General features: G+C 73.5%; 12 protein-coding genes. 5 read left to right on the forward strand and 7 right to left on the reverse strand.

Going from position 1 to position 18,559, the window contains the following annotated elements; translation table 11 throughout:
* Positions 1-58: 58 nt before the first annotated feature.
* Positions 59-1,483, reverse strand: coding sequence for a glucose-6-phosphate dehydrogenase (locus tag M3677_RS09265; protein ID WP_209685634.1), 1,425 nt, complete (start codon positions 1,481-1,483; stop codon positions 59-61).
* 81 nt (positions 1,484-1,564) lie between these two features.
* On the opposite strand from M3677_RS09265, the gene M3677_RS09270 reads away from it, so the two are divergent.
* From M3677_RS09270 to M3677_RS09280, 3 genes are all read left to right on the forward strand, one after another.
* Positions 1,565-2,734 carry a Gfo/Idh/MocA family protein gene (locus M3677_RS09270; protein WP_066655782.1) on the forward strand — a complete coding sequence of 390 codons (1,170 nt, stop codon included), beginning with the start codon at positions 1,565-1,567 and terminating at the stop codon, positions 2,732-2,734.
* A 52-nt stretch (positions 2,735-2,786) separates the two neighbouring features.
* Positions 2,787-4,601: a thiamine pyrophosphate-requiring protein gene (locus M3677_RS09275; protein WP_251160371.1), complete on the forward strand. Its 1,815-nt coding sequence runs from the start codon at positions 2,787-2,789 to the stop codon at positions 4,599-4,601.
* Between the two features lie 122 nt (positions 4,602-4,723).
* Complete coding sequence (locus M3677_RS09280) at positions 4,724-7,072, forward strand: bifunctional UDP-sugar hydrolase/5'-nucleotidase (protein ID WP_251160372.1); 2,349 nt, start codon at positions 4,724-4,726, stop codon at positions 7,070-7,072.
* Positions 7,073-7,325: 253 nt separating this feature from the next.
* Here the strand turns inward: M3677_RS09280 and M3677_RS09285 are convergent, their stop codons facing one another.
* The 3 genes from M3677_RS09285 to efeU are packed head-to-tail and all read right to left on the reverse strand — an operon-like array spanning position 7,326 to position 11,447.
* Positions 7,326-8,609, reverse strand: coding sequence for a Dyp-type peroxidase (locus tag M3677_RS09285; protein WP_251160373.1), 1,284 nt, complete (start codon positions 8,607-8,609; stop codon positions 7,326-7,328).
* On the reverse strand, positions 8,606-9,871 hold the full coding sequence (efeO, locus tag M3677_RS09290; RefSeq protein WP_251160374.1) for an iron uptake system protein EfeO: 1,266 nt from the start codon (positions 9,869-9,871) through the stop codon (positions 8,606-8,608). Before efeO ends, M3677_RS09285 begins: the two co-directional genes overlap by 4 nt.
* Entirely contained in the window at positions 9,858-11,447 is a 1,590-nt protein-coding gene (gene efeU, locus M3677_RS09295) for an iron uptake transporter permease EfeU (RefSeq protein WP_251160375.1), read from the reverse strand. The genes efeO and efeU overlap by 14 nt, the downstream gene beginning before the upstream one ends.
* 69 nt (positions 11,448-11,516) lie before the next feature.
* On the opposite strand from efeU, the gene M3677_RS09300 reads away from it, so the two are divergent.
* Together M3677_RS09300 and M3677_RS09305 are read left to right on the forward strand one after the other, a co-directional pair.
* Positions 11,517-12,290 (forward strand): trimeric intracellular cation channel family protein, encoded by a 774-nt coding sequence (locus M3677_RS09300; RefSeq protein WP_066655795.1) that lies wholly within the window; start codon positions 11,517-11,519, stop codon positions 12,288-12,290.
* Positions 12,291-12,705: 415 nt separating this feature from the next.
* Positions 12,706-13,314, forward strand: coding sequence for a TetR/AcrR family transcriptional regulator (locus M3677_RS09305; protein WP_209685623.1), 609 nt, complete (start codon positions 12,706-12,708; stop codon positions 13,312-13,314).
* A 412-nt stretch (positions 13,315-13,726) separates the two neighbouring features.
* Here the strand turns inward: M3677_RS09305 and M3677_RS09310 are convergent, their stop codons facing one another.
* Genes M3677_RS09310 through M3677_RS09320 form a run of 3 tightly spaced genes read right to left on the reverse strand, consistent with a single transcriptional unit; the run spans position 13,727 to position 18,404 of the window.
* Positions 13,727-16,084 carry a DUF3488 and transglutaminase-like domain-containing protein gene (locus M3677_RS09310; protein WP_251160376.1) on the reverse strand — a complete coding sequence of 786 codons (2,358 nt, stop codon included), beginning with the start codon at positions 16,082-16,084 and terminating at the stop codon, positions 13,727-13,729.
* Positions 16,081-17,412 carry a DUF58 domain-containing protein gene (locus tag M3677_RS09315; protein WP_066655815.1) on the reverse strand — a complete coding sequence of 444 codons (1,332 nt, stop codon included), beginning with the start codon at positions 17,410-17,412 and terminating at the stop codon, positions 16,081-16,083. Before M3677_RS09315 ends, M3677_RS09310 begins: the two co-directional genes overlap by 4 nt.
* Entirely contained in the window at positions 17,412-18,404 is a 993-nt protein-coding gene (locus M3677_RS09320; protein WP_235426362.1) for a MoxR family ATPase, read from the reverse strand. Before M3677_RS09320 ends, M3677_RS09315 begins: the two co-directional genes overlap by 1 nt.
* Between the last annotated feature and the right edge of the window lie 155 nt (positions 18,405-18,559).

Below are 18,559 nucleotides of genomic sequence, written 5' to 3' on the forward strand. Positions count from 1 at the left end.
GCGTGGCGGCCCCGCCACGCGCCTCCCGTCCGGCACCGCGTCTCCCGCCGACGCGACGTCAGCAGTCGATGTTGTCCCAGCTGTCGGGACCGGCCGACCCGGCCGCGTACTCGTCGAGCGGCGCCTTCCCGTCGCGCCACGCACGCAGGAACGGCTCGACCACCTTCCACCCCTGCACCGCGCTGTCACCGCGCACCGACAGCGTCGCGTCGCCCTCGAGCACGCCGGCCAGGACCTCGCCGTAGGCGCTGAGCCGACCGGGGTTGAAGTTCACGGACAGCGCCGTGTGGTCGATCGTGTACGGGTCGCCGGGACCGTTGACGTTGAGCTCGAGCTGCATCTCGTCCGGAGCGATCCAGATCCGCAGCTTGTCCGGACGCTCGGCGCCGCTCAGCCCGTTCGGCACGTGCGGCGAGTCCTTGAAGGTGATGACGATCTCGCGACGCTGCTGCTCCAGCGCCTTGCCGGACCGCAGCGTGAAGGGCACGCCGGCCCAGCGCCAGTTCGCGACCTCGAGGGTGAGCTGCGCGAGGGTCTCGGTGCCGAGCGACGGGTCGACGCCGTCCTCGTCGACGTAGGACGGCAGCTCACGGTCGCCGATCGTGCCGGCGGTGTAGCGCGCACGCTTGCCCGCGGCGACGACGTCCTCGCCCCACGGCCGGACGGCGCGGAGGACGAGCTCCTTCTGCGTGCGGAGGTCGTCGGCGTCGATGGATGCAGGCGCCTCCATCGCGACGACGGCCATCACCTGCAGCAGGTGGCTCTGGATCATGTCGACCAGTGCACCGGCCTTGTCGTAGTAGCGCGCGCGGCCCTCCAGCCCGAGGGTCTCGTCGTAGACGATGTCGACGCGGTCGACGTGCGCCGACGACAGCAGCGGCTCGATGATGCGGTTCGCGAAGCGCAGCCCGAGCAGGTTGAGGACCGTGGAGCGGCCGAGGAAGTGGTCGACGCGGTGGATGCGCTCCTCGGGCAGGAACGAGTGCAGCAGGTCGTTGAGGTGCTCGGCGCTCTCGGCGTCGGTGCCGAACGGCTTCTCGAGCGCGAGCCGCGTACCACCGGGCAGGTCGAGGTCCTTGAGGACGGCGCAGCTCTTCTCGGTCACGGCCGGCGGCAGCGCGAAGTAGATCGCCGGGTCGTGGTGGCACGCGTCGAGCAGGGCCCCCAGGTCGTCGGCGTCGGTGACGTCGGCCTTGCGGTAGGTCGAGGCCTCGATGACCTCGACGAGCCGCCGGCTGAGCTTCTCGCCGCCGTCGTGCGCGCCCTCGTCCTCCTCGTTCTTCGACGCCTGCGCGTTCTCGAAGGACGTGCGCACCTGCGCCTTCCAGTCGTCGTCCGAGATGTCCTCCACGCCGGCCCCGACGAGCTGGACGTCCCAGTCGTCCTTGACCTCGAGGAGGGTGGCGAGACCGGGCAGCAGCAGTCGCTTGGACAGGTCGCCGCTGGCTCCGAGGATGAGCAGGCTGGTCTGGAGGCTCGACATGCCCCCGACCGTACTCACGCGTTCCGGCGCGTGGCCGGGTTGCGTCGGTACGGTGGGGCGAGTCCGGCGCGAGGGAGCACCATGAGCAGTGGGTACGGAGGGCGACGCATCCGCGTCGCCGTGGTCGGCACCGGGATGATCGCGGGGGTGCACGCCCGTGCGGCACGGGCCGCGGGCGCCGAGGTCGTCGGGGTGCTCGGCCGGACGCCGGCCCGGTCGGAGCAGGTCGCCGCACAGCTCGACGTGCCCCGCGGCTACGCCTCGCTCGACGAGGTGATCGCCGACGCCCCCGACGTCGTCCACGTCTGCACGCCGAACGACCAGCACCACCCGCAGTCGCTCGCGGTCGTCCGCGCCGGGATCAACGTCGTGTGCGAGAAGCCGCTCGCGATCAGCGCCGAGCAGGCCGCCGAGCTGGTCGCCGCAGCCGACGAGGCCGGCGTCGTCGCGACCGTGCCGTTCGTCTACCGGTACCACCCGGTCGTCCGGGAGATCCGTGCCCGCATCGCCGCCGGTGAGCTCGGCCGGTTGCTCGCCGTGCACGGCCACTACCTGCAGGACTGGATGCTCGACGAGGACGCCTCGAGCTGGCGGGTGGACGCCGGTGCCGGCGGGGTGTCCCGGGCCTTCGCGGACATCGGCTCGCACTGGTGCGACCTGGTCGAGTTCGTGACCGGCGACCCGTTCGCCGCGGTGAGCGCCGCGACCGACATCGTCTACCCGACCCGTCCGGCTGCCTCCGGGCCGTCGTTCTCCGGCTCGCCGGACCCCGACCCGGTGGCGGACGCCGGGCAGCGGGCCGAGGTCACCACGGAGGACACGGCCGTCGCGACCTTCCGCACCGGCACCGGGCGCATCGGCAACGTCGTCGTCTCGCAGGTCGCGGCCGGGCGGAAGAACCGGCTGTGGTTCGAGGTCGACGGCACCCTCGGGTCGGCGGCCTTCGACCAGGAGCAGCCCGAGGCGGCGTGGTTCGGCAACGAGCGCGGCGCCCAGATCGTGGTGCGCGACCCCTCGCTCGGGTTCCCCGACCAGCGTCGGCTGGCGGTCGTGCCGGCCGGGCACCCGCAGGGGTACCTCGACGCCTTCGCGGCGTTCGTCGCCGACACCTACGCGGCGGTCCGGGCGGAGGGCGACCGTTCGGCGTGGCCCGAGGGGCTCCCCACGTTCGCCGACGGTGCTCGTGCGGCGTCGGTCATCGAGGCCGTCGTCGCCAGCGCGGCCGACGGGACGTGGCGTCCCGTCGCCTGACGTCCTCCGGGCGACCTGAGCGCGTACAGGAACCGCCGAGCACGGTGGGTGCATGAGCACGACCGTGAGCGACTTCGTCATCGACCGCATCAAGGCATGGGGCGTCTCGCGCGTCTTCGGTTACCCCGGGGACGGGATCGGTGCGTTCGACGGGGCGCTCGGCAAGGCCGACGGCAGCGAGCGGGAGCTCGAGTACGTCCGGCCGACGCACGAGGAGATCGCCGCGCTGATGGCGACCGCGCACGCCAAGTTCACCGGCGAGGTCGGGGTCTGCGTCGCGACCTCGAGCCCCGGCGCGTTCCACCTGCTCAACGGGCTGTACGACGCGCAGATGGACAACCAGCCGGTCGTCGCGATCGTCGGGCAGCAGGGCCTGGCGTCGATCGGGTCGTTCACGCAGCAGGAGTCGAACCTCGAGCGCGTGTTCGCCGACGTCGCCTGCTACGTGGAGACCGTCGCCACGCCGGACGCGGTCGGCGTCGTGGTCGACACGGCGTTCCGGACGGCGATGCTCCGGAAGCAGCCGGCCGTCGTCGTGCTCCCCCACGACGTGCAGGCGATGGCGTACGAGGCCCCGGCCGCCGAGCACTGGGTGTCCCGGTCGAGCGACGTCGCCCCCTCGACCCGGATCGTGCCGCCGCAGGACCAGATCGCGCGCTTCGCCGAGATCCTGAACGCCGGGGAGCGCGTGACGTTCCTGGTGGGTGCCGGCGCGCGCGGCGCCACGGACCTGGTGCTCGAGGCCGCCCAGAAGACCGGCGCCGGCATCATCACCGCCCTGCGCGGGAAGGACGTCGTCCCCTCCGACGTGCCGTACCACACGCAGCAGGTCGGGCTCCTCGGCTCGCGCCCGAGCCTGACCCAGGTCAAGGAGTGCGACACGATCGTGCTCCTCGGCTCGAACTACCCCTACGGCGAGTACCTGCCCGCCTCCGGTCAGGCCCGCGGCGTGCAGGTCGACATCAAGCCCGAGCAGATGGGCCTGCGGTACCCGACCGAGCTCAACCTGTGGGGCGACGTCGGTGCGACACTGCAGGCGGTCATGCCGCTGCTGCGCGACAAGCAGGACACCACGTGGCAGGACAAGCTCGCCGGCGAGATGCGCGAGTGGGAAGCGGAGATGCACCGCCAGGCCGAGGTCGCGTACGACGACGGCGTCAACCCACGACGCGTCATCCGCGCCGTGAACGAGCGCCTGCCCGAGGGCGTCACGGTCACCTGCGACGCCGGGACCACCGCCGACTGGTACGGCCACCACATCCGGCTGCGCCGCGGTATGCACGGCGACATGTCCGGACGGCTCGCGACGATGCTCGCGGCGATGCCCTACGCCGTCACGGCGAAGTTCGCCTTCCCGGACGCCCCGGCGGTCTGCACCATCGGCGACGGGGCCTTCCAGATGCTCGGCATGAACGAGCTCATCACGGTGAAGAAGTACATGGCCCAGTGGCCGAACCAGCAGCTCGTGATCGTGGTCATGCACAACGACGACCTCGGCCAGGTCTCGTGGGAGATGCGGACCGAGGACGGCAACCCGATGTGGTCCGGGTCGCAGGACGTCGAGTCGATGGACTACGCCGGGTACGCCCGGCTGCTCGGCTTCGAGGGCATCGCGGTGCACGGTGACGACGAGGTCGAGGCAGCCGTCGAGCGGGCGTTCGCCAACCCCGGGGTCACGCTCATCGACGCCTACGTCAGCCGCAACGTGCCGCCGCTGCCGCCGCACATCACCGCCGAGTACGCGGTGAACACCGCGAAGAGCCTGCTCAAGGGCGACCCGGCGGAGATCGGCGTCATCAAGGACTCGGCGAAGGCCATGGCCGCCGAGGCCGTCGAGCGGGTGAAGGGCGCGCTGGGCCGGGACTGACGCCGATCCCGCCGTGGTTGTCCCCCGAACGGGAGGAACGTCCCCCGTGGTGTGAACACCACGTGACGTGTTGCGGCAACCCCTGGCGCGTCGGCTGTGGGAGTTCATAGGTTCTTGCGGTGATGAACGCTCACACTCCCCCGCGTCGCCGGCGCCTGGCCGGGGCCTCCGCCCTGGTCGCCGCCGGCGTCCTCACCGCCCTGACCGTCCCGTCCGCCGCCCTCGCCGCCGAGGGCGACACCACGATCGACCTCTACAACGTCAACGACTTCCACGGCCGCATCGCGCAGTCGATCTCGAAGGACTCCGCCGGTGCTCCGGCACCGCGGGACGGCGACGCCGCCGGTGCCGCGACCCTCGCCGGTGCACTCGAGCAGCTCCGGGGTGCTGATCCCTCGAGGTCCGCCTTCGTCAGCTCCGGCGACAACATCGGCGGCTCGACGTTCGAGTCCTTCATCCAGGACGACCAGCCGACGATCGACGTCCTCAACCAGATGGACCTGTCGGTCAGCGCCATCGGCAACCACGAGCTCGACAAGGGCCAGGACGACCTGCGCGACCGCGTGATCGGCGGCCAGGGCGAGGGCGTCCGCGCGGCGCAGTGGGACTACGTCTCCGCGAACATCCTCGACTCGACCACGGGCGAACCTGCGTTCCAGCCGTACTCGATCCAGGAGATCAGCGGCAAGCGCGTCGGGTTCATCGGCGCGACGGTCGACCTCGTCGGCCAGGGACTCGTCGCTCCGGACGGCATCGCCGGACTGGAGATGGGCGACATCACGACCGAGGTGAACAAGGTCGCGGCGCAGCTCACCGACGGTGACACGGCGAACGACGAGGCCGACGTGCTCGTCCTCCTCGTGCACGACGGCGCCGAGTCCCCCGCCGAGGTCGCGCCCGGCGACGACTCCGACTTCGCGCGCGCGGTCCACGGCGTCACGCCGAAGGTCTCGGCGATCCTGTCCGCCCACACGCACCAGACGTACGCCTACTCGGTCGTCCCGACCGGCGGTACCGTGGCCCGTCCCGTGATCCAGACCGGCTCGTACGGCTTCAACCTCGGTCACGTCGAGCTCACGGTCGCCGCGGACGGCACGGTGACCGCGGCGACGCCCGAGAACCTGCGCCTGGTCGACGGCACGTACACGCCCGACCCCGCCGTGCAGACCACGGTCGACGCCGCCGTGCAGGAAGCCGACCGCCTCGGCGCCGTCGAGCTGGGCACGGTGGACCGCGACCTGCAGCGCGCCGTGCAGTCGAACGGGTCGGAGAACCGCGGCGGCGAGTCCACCCTCGGCAACTTCGTCGCCGAGGTGCAGCGTGACCAGACGCAGCGCCAGGGCTCGCAGATCGCCTTCATGAACCCGGGCGGTCTCCGCGCAGACATCGCCTCCGGCGCGGTGACGTACAAGGAAGCGGCGGTCGTCCAGCCCTTCGCGAACACGCTCGTCGTGCTCGACCTGACCGGCGACCAGATCCGGCGGGCGCTCGAGCAGCAGTGGCAGCCGTCGACCGCGAGCCGCCCCTTCCTCAAGCTCGGCGTCTCCGAGGGCTTCAGCTACACCTACGACCCGCTGGCCACGGCCGGCGAGCGCATCACGGGCATGACCCTCGACGGTGACCCGATCGCGTCCGACCGCACCTACAAGGTCACGGTGAACTCGTTCCTCGCGACCGGCGGAGACAACTTCGCCGCCTTCAAGGACGCCGCCGCGAAGCAGGACAGCGGCATGGTCGACCTCGAGGCGCAGGTCCAGTACTTCCGAGCACACCCGACCGTCGCGGTCCGGGAGGACCAGCGGGCCGTCGGCGTCCGGGTCTCCGAGGCACCTGCCGGCGGCTTCGGCCCCGGCGACGACGTCCGCATCGACCTGTCGTCCCTGACCTTCAGCAACGCGGCCGACCAGGGCGGCACCGTCTCGGTCAGCGCCGGTGGTCAGGAGCTCGCGTCCGCCGAGGTCGACACGACGGTCGTCGACACCACCGACGAGCAGGGTCGCGCGACCCTCGCGTTCACCGTACCGGGCACGCCTGCCGCGGACACGGAGCCGACGGCCGTTCCGACCGCTGCTGCCCGCACCGCCGCCCCGACCGCGACGACCGACCAGCCGCTCGTCCTCACCCTGCCGAACGGGCAGACCGTGACCCTCGCCGTGACGGTCCCGGTCGAGACGGCCGTCGAGCCGGAGCCGGGCACCGGCGAGCCGACCGACCCGGGTACCCCCGGTCCCGGCCTGCCGGGCAGCGGCGACACCGACGGCGACGGCAGCGCGGGCGGTGCCGACGGCGCGGGCACCGGTGTCGTGGACGCCGACCGACCGGACGCCGCTCGCGGCGACCTGGCGTTCACCGGCGCCGACCTGGTGTTCCCGGGCATCGCCGCCGGCGTCCTGCTGCTCGCCGGCGCCGTGGCGCTGGTGCTCGCACGCCGGAAGCGCGCCGTCGAGGACGGGCCGGTCCTGACGGATTGACACCGCGCCTCCCGGCCGACGACGCGACGGGCCGTCCCACCTGGTGGGGCGGCCCGTTCCGCTGTCCGATCCCAGAACGGGACTGCTCAGGGGCAGTCCCGCGAGGTACGCTCCCCCTGTCGCATCGCGATGCGTCGCGCCGGGTCGTCCCCCCAGGGGGCGGGCGGTGGTTCCGTCCGCCGGACTCCGCGGCGCGGGTGCTCTCCGTCTCCAGGGAAACGACGGAGGGCACCCACCTCGACTCCCGCCGGGGTCAGTGGAAGAGCTGCTCCCCGATGTACGAGCCCTTGCGGGGTGCCGGCGGCGCGGCGAACACCCCGGACCCGATGTGCGACACGTACTCGTTCAGGCGGTCGGACGCACCGAGCTTCCGCTGCAGCCGCGTGACGTGCTCCGGGTCGTTCACGTACGCCGCGAAGAGCAGGCCGGCGTCGAGCTGCCCGTACTGGTTCAGCCCGTCGGTGTAGTTGTACCCGCGGCGCAGGATCTTCACGCCGCCGTTGTTCTCGTGCGCCGCGAGGGCGACGTGGGAGCGCGGGTCGATCGCGGTCCCGCCGTCCGCGTCTCTGCCGTGCGGCGCCCGGGCGTGGAAGTCCGGCGTCGTGTGCTCCGACCCGCCGGAGAGCGGCGCGCCCTCGACCTTCGTCCGGCCGAACACCCGCTGCTGGTCGGAGACGACGTCGGCGTCCCAGGTCTCCAGGTTCATGCGGATCTTCCGCACCACCTGGTACGTGCCACCGGCCATCCAGCCGGCTCCGCGGTCGAGCCACACGAACCGGTCGTACTCGTCGTCCGTCGTGACGTTCCGTGTCCCGTCCTTGAACCCCATCAGGTTGCGCGGCGTCGACTGCGTCGGACCGGCCGAGGCGCGGCCGAACCCGATCACGGTCCACCGCACGGTCGCGGTGCCGCGGGCCATCCGGGCCAGGTCGCGGACCGCGTGGTACGCCACCTGCGGGTCGTCGGCGCAGGCCTGCAGCGACAGGTCGCCGCCGGTCAGCTGCGCGTCCAGGTCGTCGCTCGGCAGCGGCGGGATCGCGGCCAGGTGCGCCGGACGCTTCGCGGCGAGGCCGAAGCGCTCGTCGAAGACGCCGGGCCCGAGCCCGACGGTGACGGTCAGCGACGCCGGGCCGAGGTCGAGCGCCTCGCCCGTGTCCGCTCCCACACCGTCGCCGTGGACGGGTTCGACGCTGCCGATCGTCCGGCCGGCCTGCAGCTGCGCGATCGCGGCCGACCAGCGGGCGAGCAGGACCTGGAGCTCGGTCGCGGTGGACGCCGTCAGGTCGAACACCATGAAGACGCAGTGCCGCTGCGGCGTCGTGCGGATCCCGCCCTGCGGCTGCCGGGCGGCGGTCGCGTAGAACGGGACCGACTGCGACAGGTCGACGGACTCGTCGCCGTTCGCGGCCGCGGTGAACGGGTCGACGCCGGTGGCCGCGGCCGACCCGGCGACACCCGCGACGGCACCCACGCCCGCACCGGCGGCCGCGAGCCCGGCACCGATCAGCCCGCGGCGGGAGAAGCGGGAGTCGTTCACGCCGTCGCGACCTTCTCGGCCAGGCGCGAGAGCGGGTCCTGCAGCGCCTGGACCTGCTGCGAGATGCGGTTGGCGTCCTTCGCCTTCGCGGCGGTGTCCCACGTGGCGAAGCCGCCGAGGGAGTCCGCGTCGCGGAAGCCGTCCATCAGTGTGTTCGTCGTGTCGAACTGCGTGGCGATCTGCTTCGTCAGCGTCGGGTCGACCTTCGTCAGGCCGGGCTTGAGGTACGCGAAGGCCTGTCGGGCACCCTCGACGTTCGCGGCGAGGTCGACCAGGTCGATGTGGCTGTACGCCTCCTCCTCGCCCGTGATCTTGTTCGACTGGACCTCCTCGAGCAGCCCGGCAGCACCGTTCGCCAGGTCCTCGGGCTTGTACTCGATCGACGGCACGCGCTTCGCGAGGAGCTCGACGTCGGCGGTCAGTGCGGCCGCGGTCTCCTTCGTCGACGCGGTGATCGCGCCGGCCTGGAACAGGTCCTTCTCGACGGCGTGGAAGCCGCTCCAGCCGACGGCGTCGTCGAGGTTCGACGCGCGCATGTCGATCAGGTAGTCGAGGTTGCCGGCGTTGTCGGTGGCCGAGAACCCCTTCTTGACGAAGCCGTCGACGTCGCTCTCGACGTGCTCGTAGAACGGACGGGCCGCCGCGTAGTCGCGCTTCGCCGCGTCGAGGTCGCCGGCGTCCACGTCGTGCTGCAGCTGCTGCACGGCCGCCACCATGTCGGTGACCTGGCCGTCGACGTAGGTCGCGTAGCCCTTCGCTCCGTCGGCGAGCAGAGTGGCCGCGCTGCTGTTCGCGGTCGACGCAGCCTTGCCGGTCACGGTGAGGTCGGTGAGCTCGTGCTCGGCACCCGGGCAGTAGACCTGGTACTCCCCACCGCTCAGCGTGGCGGTGAAGCGGACGGCGTCGAGCCCCGGGGCGAGGTTCTCCTTCTCGCCGAGGATGCGCTGGTCCTGCAGGAGCTCCACCTCGGTGATGGCGGTGGACGACTCGTTGTGCACCGTGAACGTGACGGGGCCCGCGGGGACCTTCGTGGTCGACACGGCGCAGGCGTCGGAGCCGTCGTTCGTCAGGGTGATGGTGACACGGGAGAGCTTCCCGGTGCTGCTCGAGCTGTCGTCGGCGGGCGACCCCGTCGAGCAGCCGGACAGGGCGAGGGCGGTGACGGTGCCGAGCGCACCGAGGACGATCAGGGGGCGGGCGGCCAGGGGGCGGGCGGCCAGGGGGTGGGCGGCGCGAGGGCGGGCGGTCCTACCGAACGGCATGGTCGAGGCTCCTTGCAGGGACGTCGGCGGGCGGTCCGCGCGACGGGTCGGTTCCGGGGGTGGTGGTCGGTGGGGCGACGGCGCGCCGACGGTCGCGGAGGGCGAGCAACGCCTGTGCGGCGGCGGCGACGGCGAGCGCGATCGGCAGCCAGGTGCTCCAGAGCCGCAGCTCGGCAGCGCGGGTGTGCGCCGCGGCCAGGTCCGCGGCCGCGCGGTCGACGCGGTCGGTCGGCACCGCCCACACCGTGCGTTCCAGCGTGGTGGTCCGGGCGGCCGGGAGGCCCCCACCGCGCAGTGTGAGCACGTCGCGTTCCGAGCGGGTCGCGTCCAGGACACCCCCACCGACGGTGGTCAGGGTGACGGTCTCGCGGACGGACCAGCGGGCCGTGAACGGCCCGGGGTCCGTGCTCGGCGAGATGCCGACGGGGACCCGGCCGAAGAGGCCGACGAGGTCGTCGACCGTCAGCGAGGTGGGGCGGCCGGCGACCGGGACGTCCTCGGTGACCTGCCAGCGGTCGGCGGCGACGCCGGAGCGGGTCACGCGGCGGTGGGCCGACGCGGGGAGGGTGCGTCGTGCCTCCCGGCCGGTGCCGGAGACGCGCAGGACTGCTGCCGGACCGTCGACGTCCGCCGTGACGGACCGTGCGTCACCGGTGACCGCCGTCGTGCGCGGCAGGTCGACGTCCGTGCTCGGGACGACCAGGGCGAGGACGACGGCCGTGGCCGCGAGCCCGGCGGCGACCGCCGCGCGGACCACCGGGACGCGGGCCGGCGACGGACGCCAGCGGCGCGGCCAGACCGCGACGGCGAGGACGGGCACGACGTAGAGGAACCAGCCGAGCACCTCGATGACGCGCGGATCGGCGGGGATCCCGAGGACGCCGGTGACGAGGGCGCCGCGGAGCGACCCGTTGGGGGCGAGCCACCCGAGGTCGACCGTGCGCTGCTGGCCGATGACGAGCCACCCGGCCTCGTGCGCGTGCCGCAGTGCGGTGAGCACGAGGCCGCCGGCGACGAAGACGAGGAAGACGCCGGTACCGGTGAAGAACCGGCCGAGGTCGAGGCGGACCCCGCCGGTGTAGATGCCGTACCCGACCGCCACCGCGACCGCGATGCCGATCACGGCACCGACGGCTGCCGTGCCGGTGTCCGACGACGCCTGGAAGGTCGCGAGGAGGAAGACCGAGGTCTCGAACCCCTCCTTGAGGACCGCGAGGAACGCCATGCCCGCCAGCGCCCAGGCGGTCCCCCGTCCGAGCGCCGCCGACGCACTGGCCTGCAGGTCCCGCGACAGCGTGCGCGCGTGCGTGCGCATCCAGACGATCATCCCGGTGACGAAGACCACGGCGACGGCTCCGATGACCGTCTCCATGCCCTCCTGCTGGGCCTGGGGCAGTGCCTGCTCGACGAGCTGCAGGCCGAAGCCGACGGCGATGCTCAGCGCGACGGCGAGCCCGACGCCGGCCCACATCGGGGCGAGAGGCGCGCGGTTGCGACGGAGGAACGCGGCGATGATGCCGACGATGAGCGTCGCTTCGAGGCCTTCGCGGAGGCCGATGACGAGGGTGGCGATCATGGCGAAGGTGAGGCTAACCTAACCAGCGCTCGGCCCGCCACTCCGGCGACGTGGGGTTTGATTGTTCTCATGAACGTGCTGACCCCGGAGGCCCTGGCGTCGGTCACCAACGTGCTCGACCTCGCCGGCGTGTTCGCCTCGGCACTGCTGGGCGGCTCGCTCGCACGCACGATGGACTTCGACCTGTTCGGCTTCCTCGTCGTCGGCTTCGTCTCCGGCCTCGGCGGCGGCATGCTCCGCGACACCCTGCTGCAGAACGGGCCGCCCGTCGCGCTCGTCGACCCGCTCTACCTGCCCGTGGCGATCGCCGGCGCACTGGTCGCGTTCTTCGTGTCGTTCTCGGAGCTCACCTGGGACCGACTGTTCACCGTGCTGGACGCCGCCGTCATCGGCTTCTGGTCCGTGGTCGGGGTCCAGCGGACCTTCGACGCCGGTCTCGGCTGGCCCGCCGCGATCATCATGGGCACCATCACCGCGGTCGGCGGCGGGGCGATGCGCGACCTGCTGCTCCGTCGCGTGCCCGCGGTGTTCGGCGGGAACGCGCTCTACGCCACCGTGGCCGTCGCCGCGTCCGCGGTGATGGTGGTCGCCTCGTACCTCGGATCGCCGTCGATCGGCATCATCGCCGCGATCGTGCTGTCGCTCGGGCTCCGGTACGGGGCCGTCAAGCGCGGCTGGGGGCTGCCGAACGGTCGCGAGTGGCAGCCGAAGTCGACGCTCGGCGCACTGCTGCAGCGCGGGCGACGGCTGCGCCCCGACGCGATCCGGCTGCTCCGTCGACCCGGACGCCGAACCGGCGACGGGGCCGTCCGCAGCGACCGGGACACACCCGACGGCGTCTGACGAGCCGCGGTCGGCGTTCCGTCAGCGCCCGTCAGCACCCCGGCCGGTGCCTCGGTCAGCGCCTCGGTCAGCGCCTCTGCCCGGGCTCCGGTCGGTACCCGGGCACGGCGGTGGCCCACCGTCCGGACGACGCACGACCCCGTCGCTGCAGCGGCCTGCCGCGGTACGATCGCTCCCGCCGGGTACCGACCCGGTGACCACCGTCCTCGACGCACCGACACGACCCGAACGTGGCGGTCCACCGAGCGACGGGGCCGGGGGCTTCGCTGGTGCCGCGCGTGATCACGACGCGCGGCGCGGCAGGTCTCCGAGGGTCGCACCGGACCGGGTGCGGCACGGCCCGTGCGCCACCGACGCGCGGGGATCGACAGGACGGCGCACCACCGTCCACGACGACGATCACGGACCAGGACCCATGCGCGACGACGCTTCCTCCCCCAACCCCCGGACACCCCGCGCCGAGGTGCGCGAACGACTGCTCGTCGCCGGAGCCGACGTCTTCGCCGAGTCCGGCGTGCACGGCGCCCGGCTCGACGACGTGGCCGCTCGCGCCGGCTTCAGCAAGGGCGCCGTCTACTCGAACTTCACGTCGAAGCAGGACCTCGTCGCCCAGGTCATGCAGCGCTCGACGAACCGGATCCTCGCCGCGCTCCAGGAGGTCGTCCACGAGGACGTCGCCGCCGCGAGCATCGCCGAGGTCGTCCGGGCGGCGTTCGGGCGGTACGACCAGGGTCGGCAGTTCGCCCTCGTCTCGGAGCTCCGGGGGTACGCGCTCCGCGACCCGGAGTTCATGCCCGAGTTCGTCCGGCAGCGGCGCGAGCTGCAGGACGGCGTGCTCGACCTGGTCCGGTCGTGGTTCGGGGCGCACCCCGAGGTCGAGCCGGGCATGCCGCTCGAGGACTTCGCCACGCTGCTCATCGGCGCGAACACCGGGATCGTGTTCGACGGGCCGGCCCTGCCCGGGGTGAACCCCGGCGACGTCATCGCGAGCCTGGTCGACGCGGTCGTGCGCCCGCGTCGCTGACGCGGCCGCGGCGGCGGCGCCGCCGCATGCGCGCCGGCGCGGCAGGGCGCATGCGCCCGGCGCGGCGGGGCGCGAGCAGCCGTCCGCACAACCGGAAGCACGTCGCGCCACGCGATTCCGCGGCGCGACGTGCTCGCCGTTGTGCGCGAGCACGCCACACCACGCCCGGCCCGGCGAGGCCGCACCAGGCCCGGGCCGGCACGGCCGGCCCAGCCGGCCCAGCCGCCGCGGTCGTGCGCCCGCGGCGCTGACTCGACCGCGGCGGCCGCGGCCGAGTCCCGCCGCGGCCGTCCGCACAACCGGAAGCACGTCGCGCCACGCGATTCCGCGGCGCGACGTGCTCCCCGTTGTGCGCGAGCACGCCACACCACGCCCGGCCCGGCACGGCCGGCGCGTAGCCGCCGCGCGGCGGCTAGGCCGTGCGCCGGCGCTGCCGGCCCTCGTGGGACCACGCGGACGAGGGCAGCAGGCTCGGCGGGAACAGCCGCGCCCGGACCACGCGCGCCCGCGGGACGGACGCGTCGAGGGCGACACGAGCCTCCAGGAGGGCCCGCCGGAGTGCTGCCGTGTCCACGCCCGCCGCACCGTCCGCGGCGAAGCGCTCCAGGTCGACCGCATCGACGATGCTCGTCAGGTGCGGGAGCACGCTCGCGGGGACGGTCCCGACGAGCCGACCGCGCACCGCACGCGCCGTCCGCGCTGCTGCGGCGGCGTCACCCGGCGGCGCGAGCCCCGGTGCGTACCCGTGGTCGGCGACGTCGTCGAGCACCTCGCGCCAGGCCTGCAGTGCGGGCGAGCGTCCCGCCTGCACCGCGGCGAGCCGTCGGCGGCGACGCACCACACGGACGACCCCGGGTGCGACGAGCACCGCCAGCAGGAGCAGCAGCCCGACCACCAGGCCGGCGGCACCGGGTGGGGTGCCTCCGCCCGTCGTGGCCGCCGCGCCCGCTCCGGTCGAGGCGGAGGGTGTCGGGGTGGGCGAGGCCTCGGCGGGAGCGGTCTCCCCCGGGGCCGGCAGCGGCGTCTCCGACGGGGCCGGAGCCGGCGTCGCCGACGACTCGGTCCCCGCCTGCGCTGCGGCGTCGGAGCTCGGGGTCGGCTCGAACGACACCCAACCGGCGCCACGGATGTACAGCTCGGGCCACGAGTGCAGCTGTCGGTTCGAGACGGTGTACTCGCCGTCCTCCGTCTGGTCGCTGCTCGCCCGGTACCCGACTGCGATGCGCGACGGGATCCCGAGCGTCCGCGCCATCACGGCCATCGACGACGCGAAGTGCACGCAGTAGCCCTGGCGCACGCGCAGGAACGTGTCGATCACGTCCATGCTGTCGCCGTCGTAGCCCTGCTCGACGGGGGCCGTCTCGGAGTAGGTGAAGAGGTCGCTGCGGAACCACTGCTCCAGGGCACGCGCCCGGGCGTAGTCGTTCGGCAGCCCGCCGGCCACCCGCTGGGCCGCCGCCCGGATGTCACGTGGCAGGTCCTCGGGCAGTGCCAGGTCGGTGCGGAGCTGCGTCTCGCTCGGCGCCGTGAACCCGCGGCCGTCGGTGCGCCCGAGGATCCCGCTCGCGGCGATCGCGTCGAGGTACTCCCCCGACCAGGTCGAGGCGCCGAAGACCTGGTAGGTCGAACCGCGCTGGGTCACGGGACCGGTCGACCGGACCGTGCTCGAGTCCCCCATCCAGCGCCACTGCGACAGGTCCAGGTTCGTCGACTGCGACTCGAGCGACACGGCGCCGCCGGGCACGGGCAGGTAGTTGCTCGACAGCCCGGTGATCCGCACGGTCAGGTCGCCGCGGCTCGCCAGACGGGGGTTGATCCCGACCGCCCACTGCTGCTGGTCCGCGGTCTCCGCGGTGCTGGCGTCGGTCACGGTCGGCACCCAGTCGCCGGTGCCGAACTCGTCGAGGTCGGCGAGCTTGAGGTACTCCGGCTGCCCGTCGGCGGTGCGGTAGCGGAACACCTCGAGCTCGTTCGGCTGGCGGAGGTCGCGGCCGAGCTCGAGCAGCGTGCCGGGACGACCGGGCTGGATCGGGGCCTGCAGCGCGCCCGTCACGCCGGACAGCCAGCTGGCGTTGATCGGGACGAGCACCGGGAGCCCCACGGCGACGACGAGCCCGATCGCGCCCACGACGGCGGCCGGGAACGCCCGTTGCACCGGTCGGACGGACAGCCAGAGGAGCCCGAGGAACGCCGCCCCCACCAGGACGACGAGCACCGGCGAGGCGGGCTCGCCCGTGACGACGCCGGGGACGATGAGCACGACCAGCGCGGGCACGGCCGCGAGCGCGACGGTCGGCGCGATCGCGGCGAGGAACAGGGTCACCCCGGCGACCCAGGCGATCGCGACGGTGACGATCAAGCGGATCGCGTCGCTCTGCGGCAGCGGCGCGGGGTTGAGCCGGATCGCGGCGAGCGCCTCGCCGAGGGCTCCCTCGCGGTCGAGCCAGCCGAGGGGGTGGACGTCGTTGACGACCGCGGCGACGCACGACCCGACCACCAGCGTGGCGACGAGGGCGATGAAGCGCACGCCCGGAGCGCGACGGCGGACGGCGAGGACGACGGCGACGAGCACCGCCGTGAAGACGACGCCGGACAGCCACCAGGCGGTGCCCTGCACGAGCGGACGCATCGCGAGCGCCGCGATGAGGACCGGCAGCGGTGCCAGGGCGACGACCCACGGTCCCGGGGCGTCGTCGCGTTCGGCCGGACGCTCGGGGCGGCCGCTGCGCGTGGGCGTCCTGACGCGGTCGGCCGTCGAGGTCCCGCTCACCGGGTGCTCCCGTGCGCCTGCGCGCCCGCGACGGGCACGACCAGGGTCCGCCAACCGGCACGGTCGAGGATGCCGCGCACCACGGGGTCGGGCGGGACGATGGTCGCGAGGATGCCGCGACTGGAGCCGCTCGTCGCGGCGACGAGTTCGGCGGCCTGCTCGGCGGTGCACCGGCCGGTGACGACGGCGGTCATGCCGTGGACGTCGCGACCGTGCACGTCGGACAGGACCTCGGTGACCGGGCGGGCGTCCGAACGGACCCGGACGTCGGCGAGTCCGACGAGCAGGTCCGTCAGGCTGCCGACGTCGCCGGTGTGCCGTCCCGCGCCCGGGCCGTCGTCGCTCACGAGCACCACGCGCGACGTCCGCGCGCTGAGGGCACGGGCGACGCTCGCGGCGACGACGACGGCGTGCTCGAACGCGGCGTCGCCACCGAGGTCGCTCAGTTCCGCGAGGTCGTCGCGGCCGAGCGCCTGGTAGGACTCTCGGCGGAGGTCGATGGCGATGACGGCCTCCGGCGGCTGCGCCTGCGTGGTCTGGCGGACGTGGAGTTCGCCGCGTCGGGCGCTCTGTGCCCAGTGCACGCGGCGGATCGGGTCGCCCTGCCGGTACGGCCGGAGCTCGCTGTCGTCGGCGGAACCGCCCTGACCCACACGGCCCTCGTCCGCCGAGACGGCACCTGCGAGCGCTCCGGTGTCGATGGCACCGAGGGTGGTGGATGCGGGGACGATCACGACCTCCTCGGCGGGGACGACCGGCCGGTCGATGCGCAGCAGGCCGAAGGGGTCCTCGACGCGGATGGTCACCGGACCGACCAGCGTGCGGCCCCGGTGCATCGCGAGGGCCTCGACGTCGAGCACCGCCGGGGGCTCGTTCGGGCCGACCAGGGCGTAGGTCTGCGCGTCGGACACGCTCGCGAGGGCGTCCTCGAGCTGCTCCCGCACCAGCAGGGTCGTCCGCGGCCCGATCGGCAGCGACGTCCCCCGCAGGGTGATCCGCTCGCGGTGGACCTCACCGACCTGCACGACCGAGCGGGCGGTCGACCGGGTCGCGCGCAGCGGCGCCGCGACGACGAGTGCCATCACGATCCCGAGCACGAGCAGCACGAGCAGCAGGAGCCCGGCGGAGACGGCGATGCTCGTCGTGGCGACGAGACCACCGCCGACGAGGGCGATCCCCGACCCGAGCACCGTCCACCCCCTGGCCGTCGGCCGCGGGAACGGGGTCCGGCGGAGCATGGCCGCGCCGCGTCGCCCGGTGCGGAGCACCCACGACCGCACCGCGCCCGCACGCAGCGCGGACGTCGAGGGCCCGCTGCCGTCGGGCATCAGGAGCGGACGGCGGCCGAGGCGAACGGCACGGCGGTGTCGGACACGATCCGGACGACCACGTCGCGCGCGGTGTCCTCGGCGGCCCCGCCGAGCCCGCGGGCGACCGGGACGAGACGGTGGGACAGGATCACCGGTGCGAGGTGGGCGACGTCGTCGGGGGTGACGAACGGGCGACCGAGCAGCGCGGCGTGGGCACGAGCGGCCTGCGCCAGGTGCAGGGTGGCGCGAGGGCTCGCGCCCAGCACGAGGTCCGGGTGCGTGCGGGTGGCACGGACGATCGCGACGATGTAGGCCTCGACGTCATGGGCAAGGTGCACCCCGCGCACGGCGTGCACGATCGCCCGCAGCGTCTGCACGTCGACGATCGGTCGGAGCGCGGACAGCGGGTCGCGGGTCCCGCGCGCCGCGAGCATCTGGCGCTCGGCGTCCGCGCTGGGGTACCCCATCGCGATGCGGGCCATGAACCGGTCGCGCTGGGCCTCGGGCAGCGGGTACGTGCCCTCCATGTCGATCGGGTTCTGGGTCGCGACGATCATGAACGGCGACTCCAGCGGCCGGGTCACGCCGTCGACGGTCACCTGCGCCTCGGCCATCGCCTCGAGCAGGGCCGACTGGGTCTTCGGGCTCGTGCGGTTGATCTCGTCACCGATGACGACGTTCGCGAACACCGGACCCGGCGAGAACCGGAACGTGCCCGACGACTGGTCGTAGATGTTCACACCGGTGACGTCGGACGGCAGCATGTCCGAGGTGAACTGGATGCGGTTCACCGTCCCGCCGACCGAGGCACCGAGCGCCTTCGCGAGCACGGTCTTGCCGACGCCGGGGACGTCCTCGACCAGCAGGTGCCCCTCGGCGAGCATCACGGTGAACGCCGTGCGGATGGCGTCGACCTTGCCGTCCACCACGGTGGAGACGGCTGCGACGACGTCGTCGCCCACCGCTCGCACGTGCTCGATCGGGAAGGCTTGGTCGGTCTGGTCCGGCACGCAGGCCTCCTCGTCTCGGGACAGGTGTCGTGCATGCTACAACGGCGCGGTGACAGGCACCGGAGGATGCGTCACCGATCATCCGGAAGGCACACACGGGCCGTGCCCCGCGACGGACGGGAGGCGCGGTGCGGGGCCGCCACGCGCCTCCCGTC

It is taken from the genome of Curtobacterium sp. P97 (assembly GCF_023712445.1).
Taxonomy (GTDB): Bacteria; Actinomycetota; Actinomycetes; order Actinomycetales; family Microbacteriaceae; genus Curtobacterium.

Bases quoted from the DNA above. Each gene is read 5' to 3' on its own strand.
- efeU (WP_251160375.1), bottom strand. From the start codon at position 11,447: ATGATCGCCACCCTCGTCATCGGCCTCCGCGAAGGCCTCGAAGCGACG.
- M3677_RS09305 (WP_209685623.1), top strand. From the start codon at position 12,706: ATGCGCGACGACGCTTCCTCCCCCAACCCCCGGACACCCCGCGCCGAG.
- M3677_RS09315 (WP_066655815.1), bottom strand. From the start codon at position 17,412: ATGCCCGACGGCAGCGGGCCCTCGACGTCCGCGCTGCGTGCGGGCGCG.
- efeO (WP_251160374.1), bottom strand. From the start codon at position 9,871: ATGCCGTTCGGTAGGACCGCCCGCCCTCGCGCCGCCCACCCCCTGGCC.
- M3677_RS09275 (WP_251160371.1), top strand. From the start codon at position 2,787: ATGAGCACGACCGTGAGCGACTTCGTCATCGACCGCATCAAGGCATGG.
- M3677_RS09300 (WP_066655795.1), top strand. From the start codon at position 11,517: ATGAACGTGCTGACCCCGGAGGCCCTGGCGTCGGTCACCAACGTGCTC.
- M3677_RS09265 (WP_209685634.1), bottom strand. From the start codon at position 1,483: ATGTCGAGCCTCCAGACCAGCCTGCTCATCCTCGGAGCCAGCGGCGAC.
- M3677_RS09280 (WP_251160372.1), top strand. From the start codon at position 4,724: ATGAACGCTCACACTCCCCCGCGTCGCCGGCGCCTGGCCGGGGCCTCC.
- M3677_RS09270 (WP_066655782.1), top strand. From the start codon at position 1,565: ATGAGCAGTGGGTACGGAGGGCGACGCATCCGCGTCGCCGTGGTCGGC.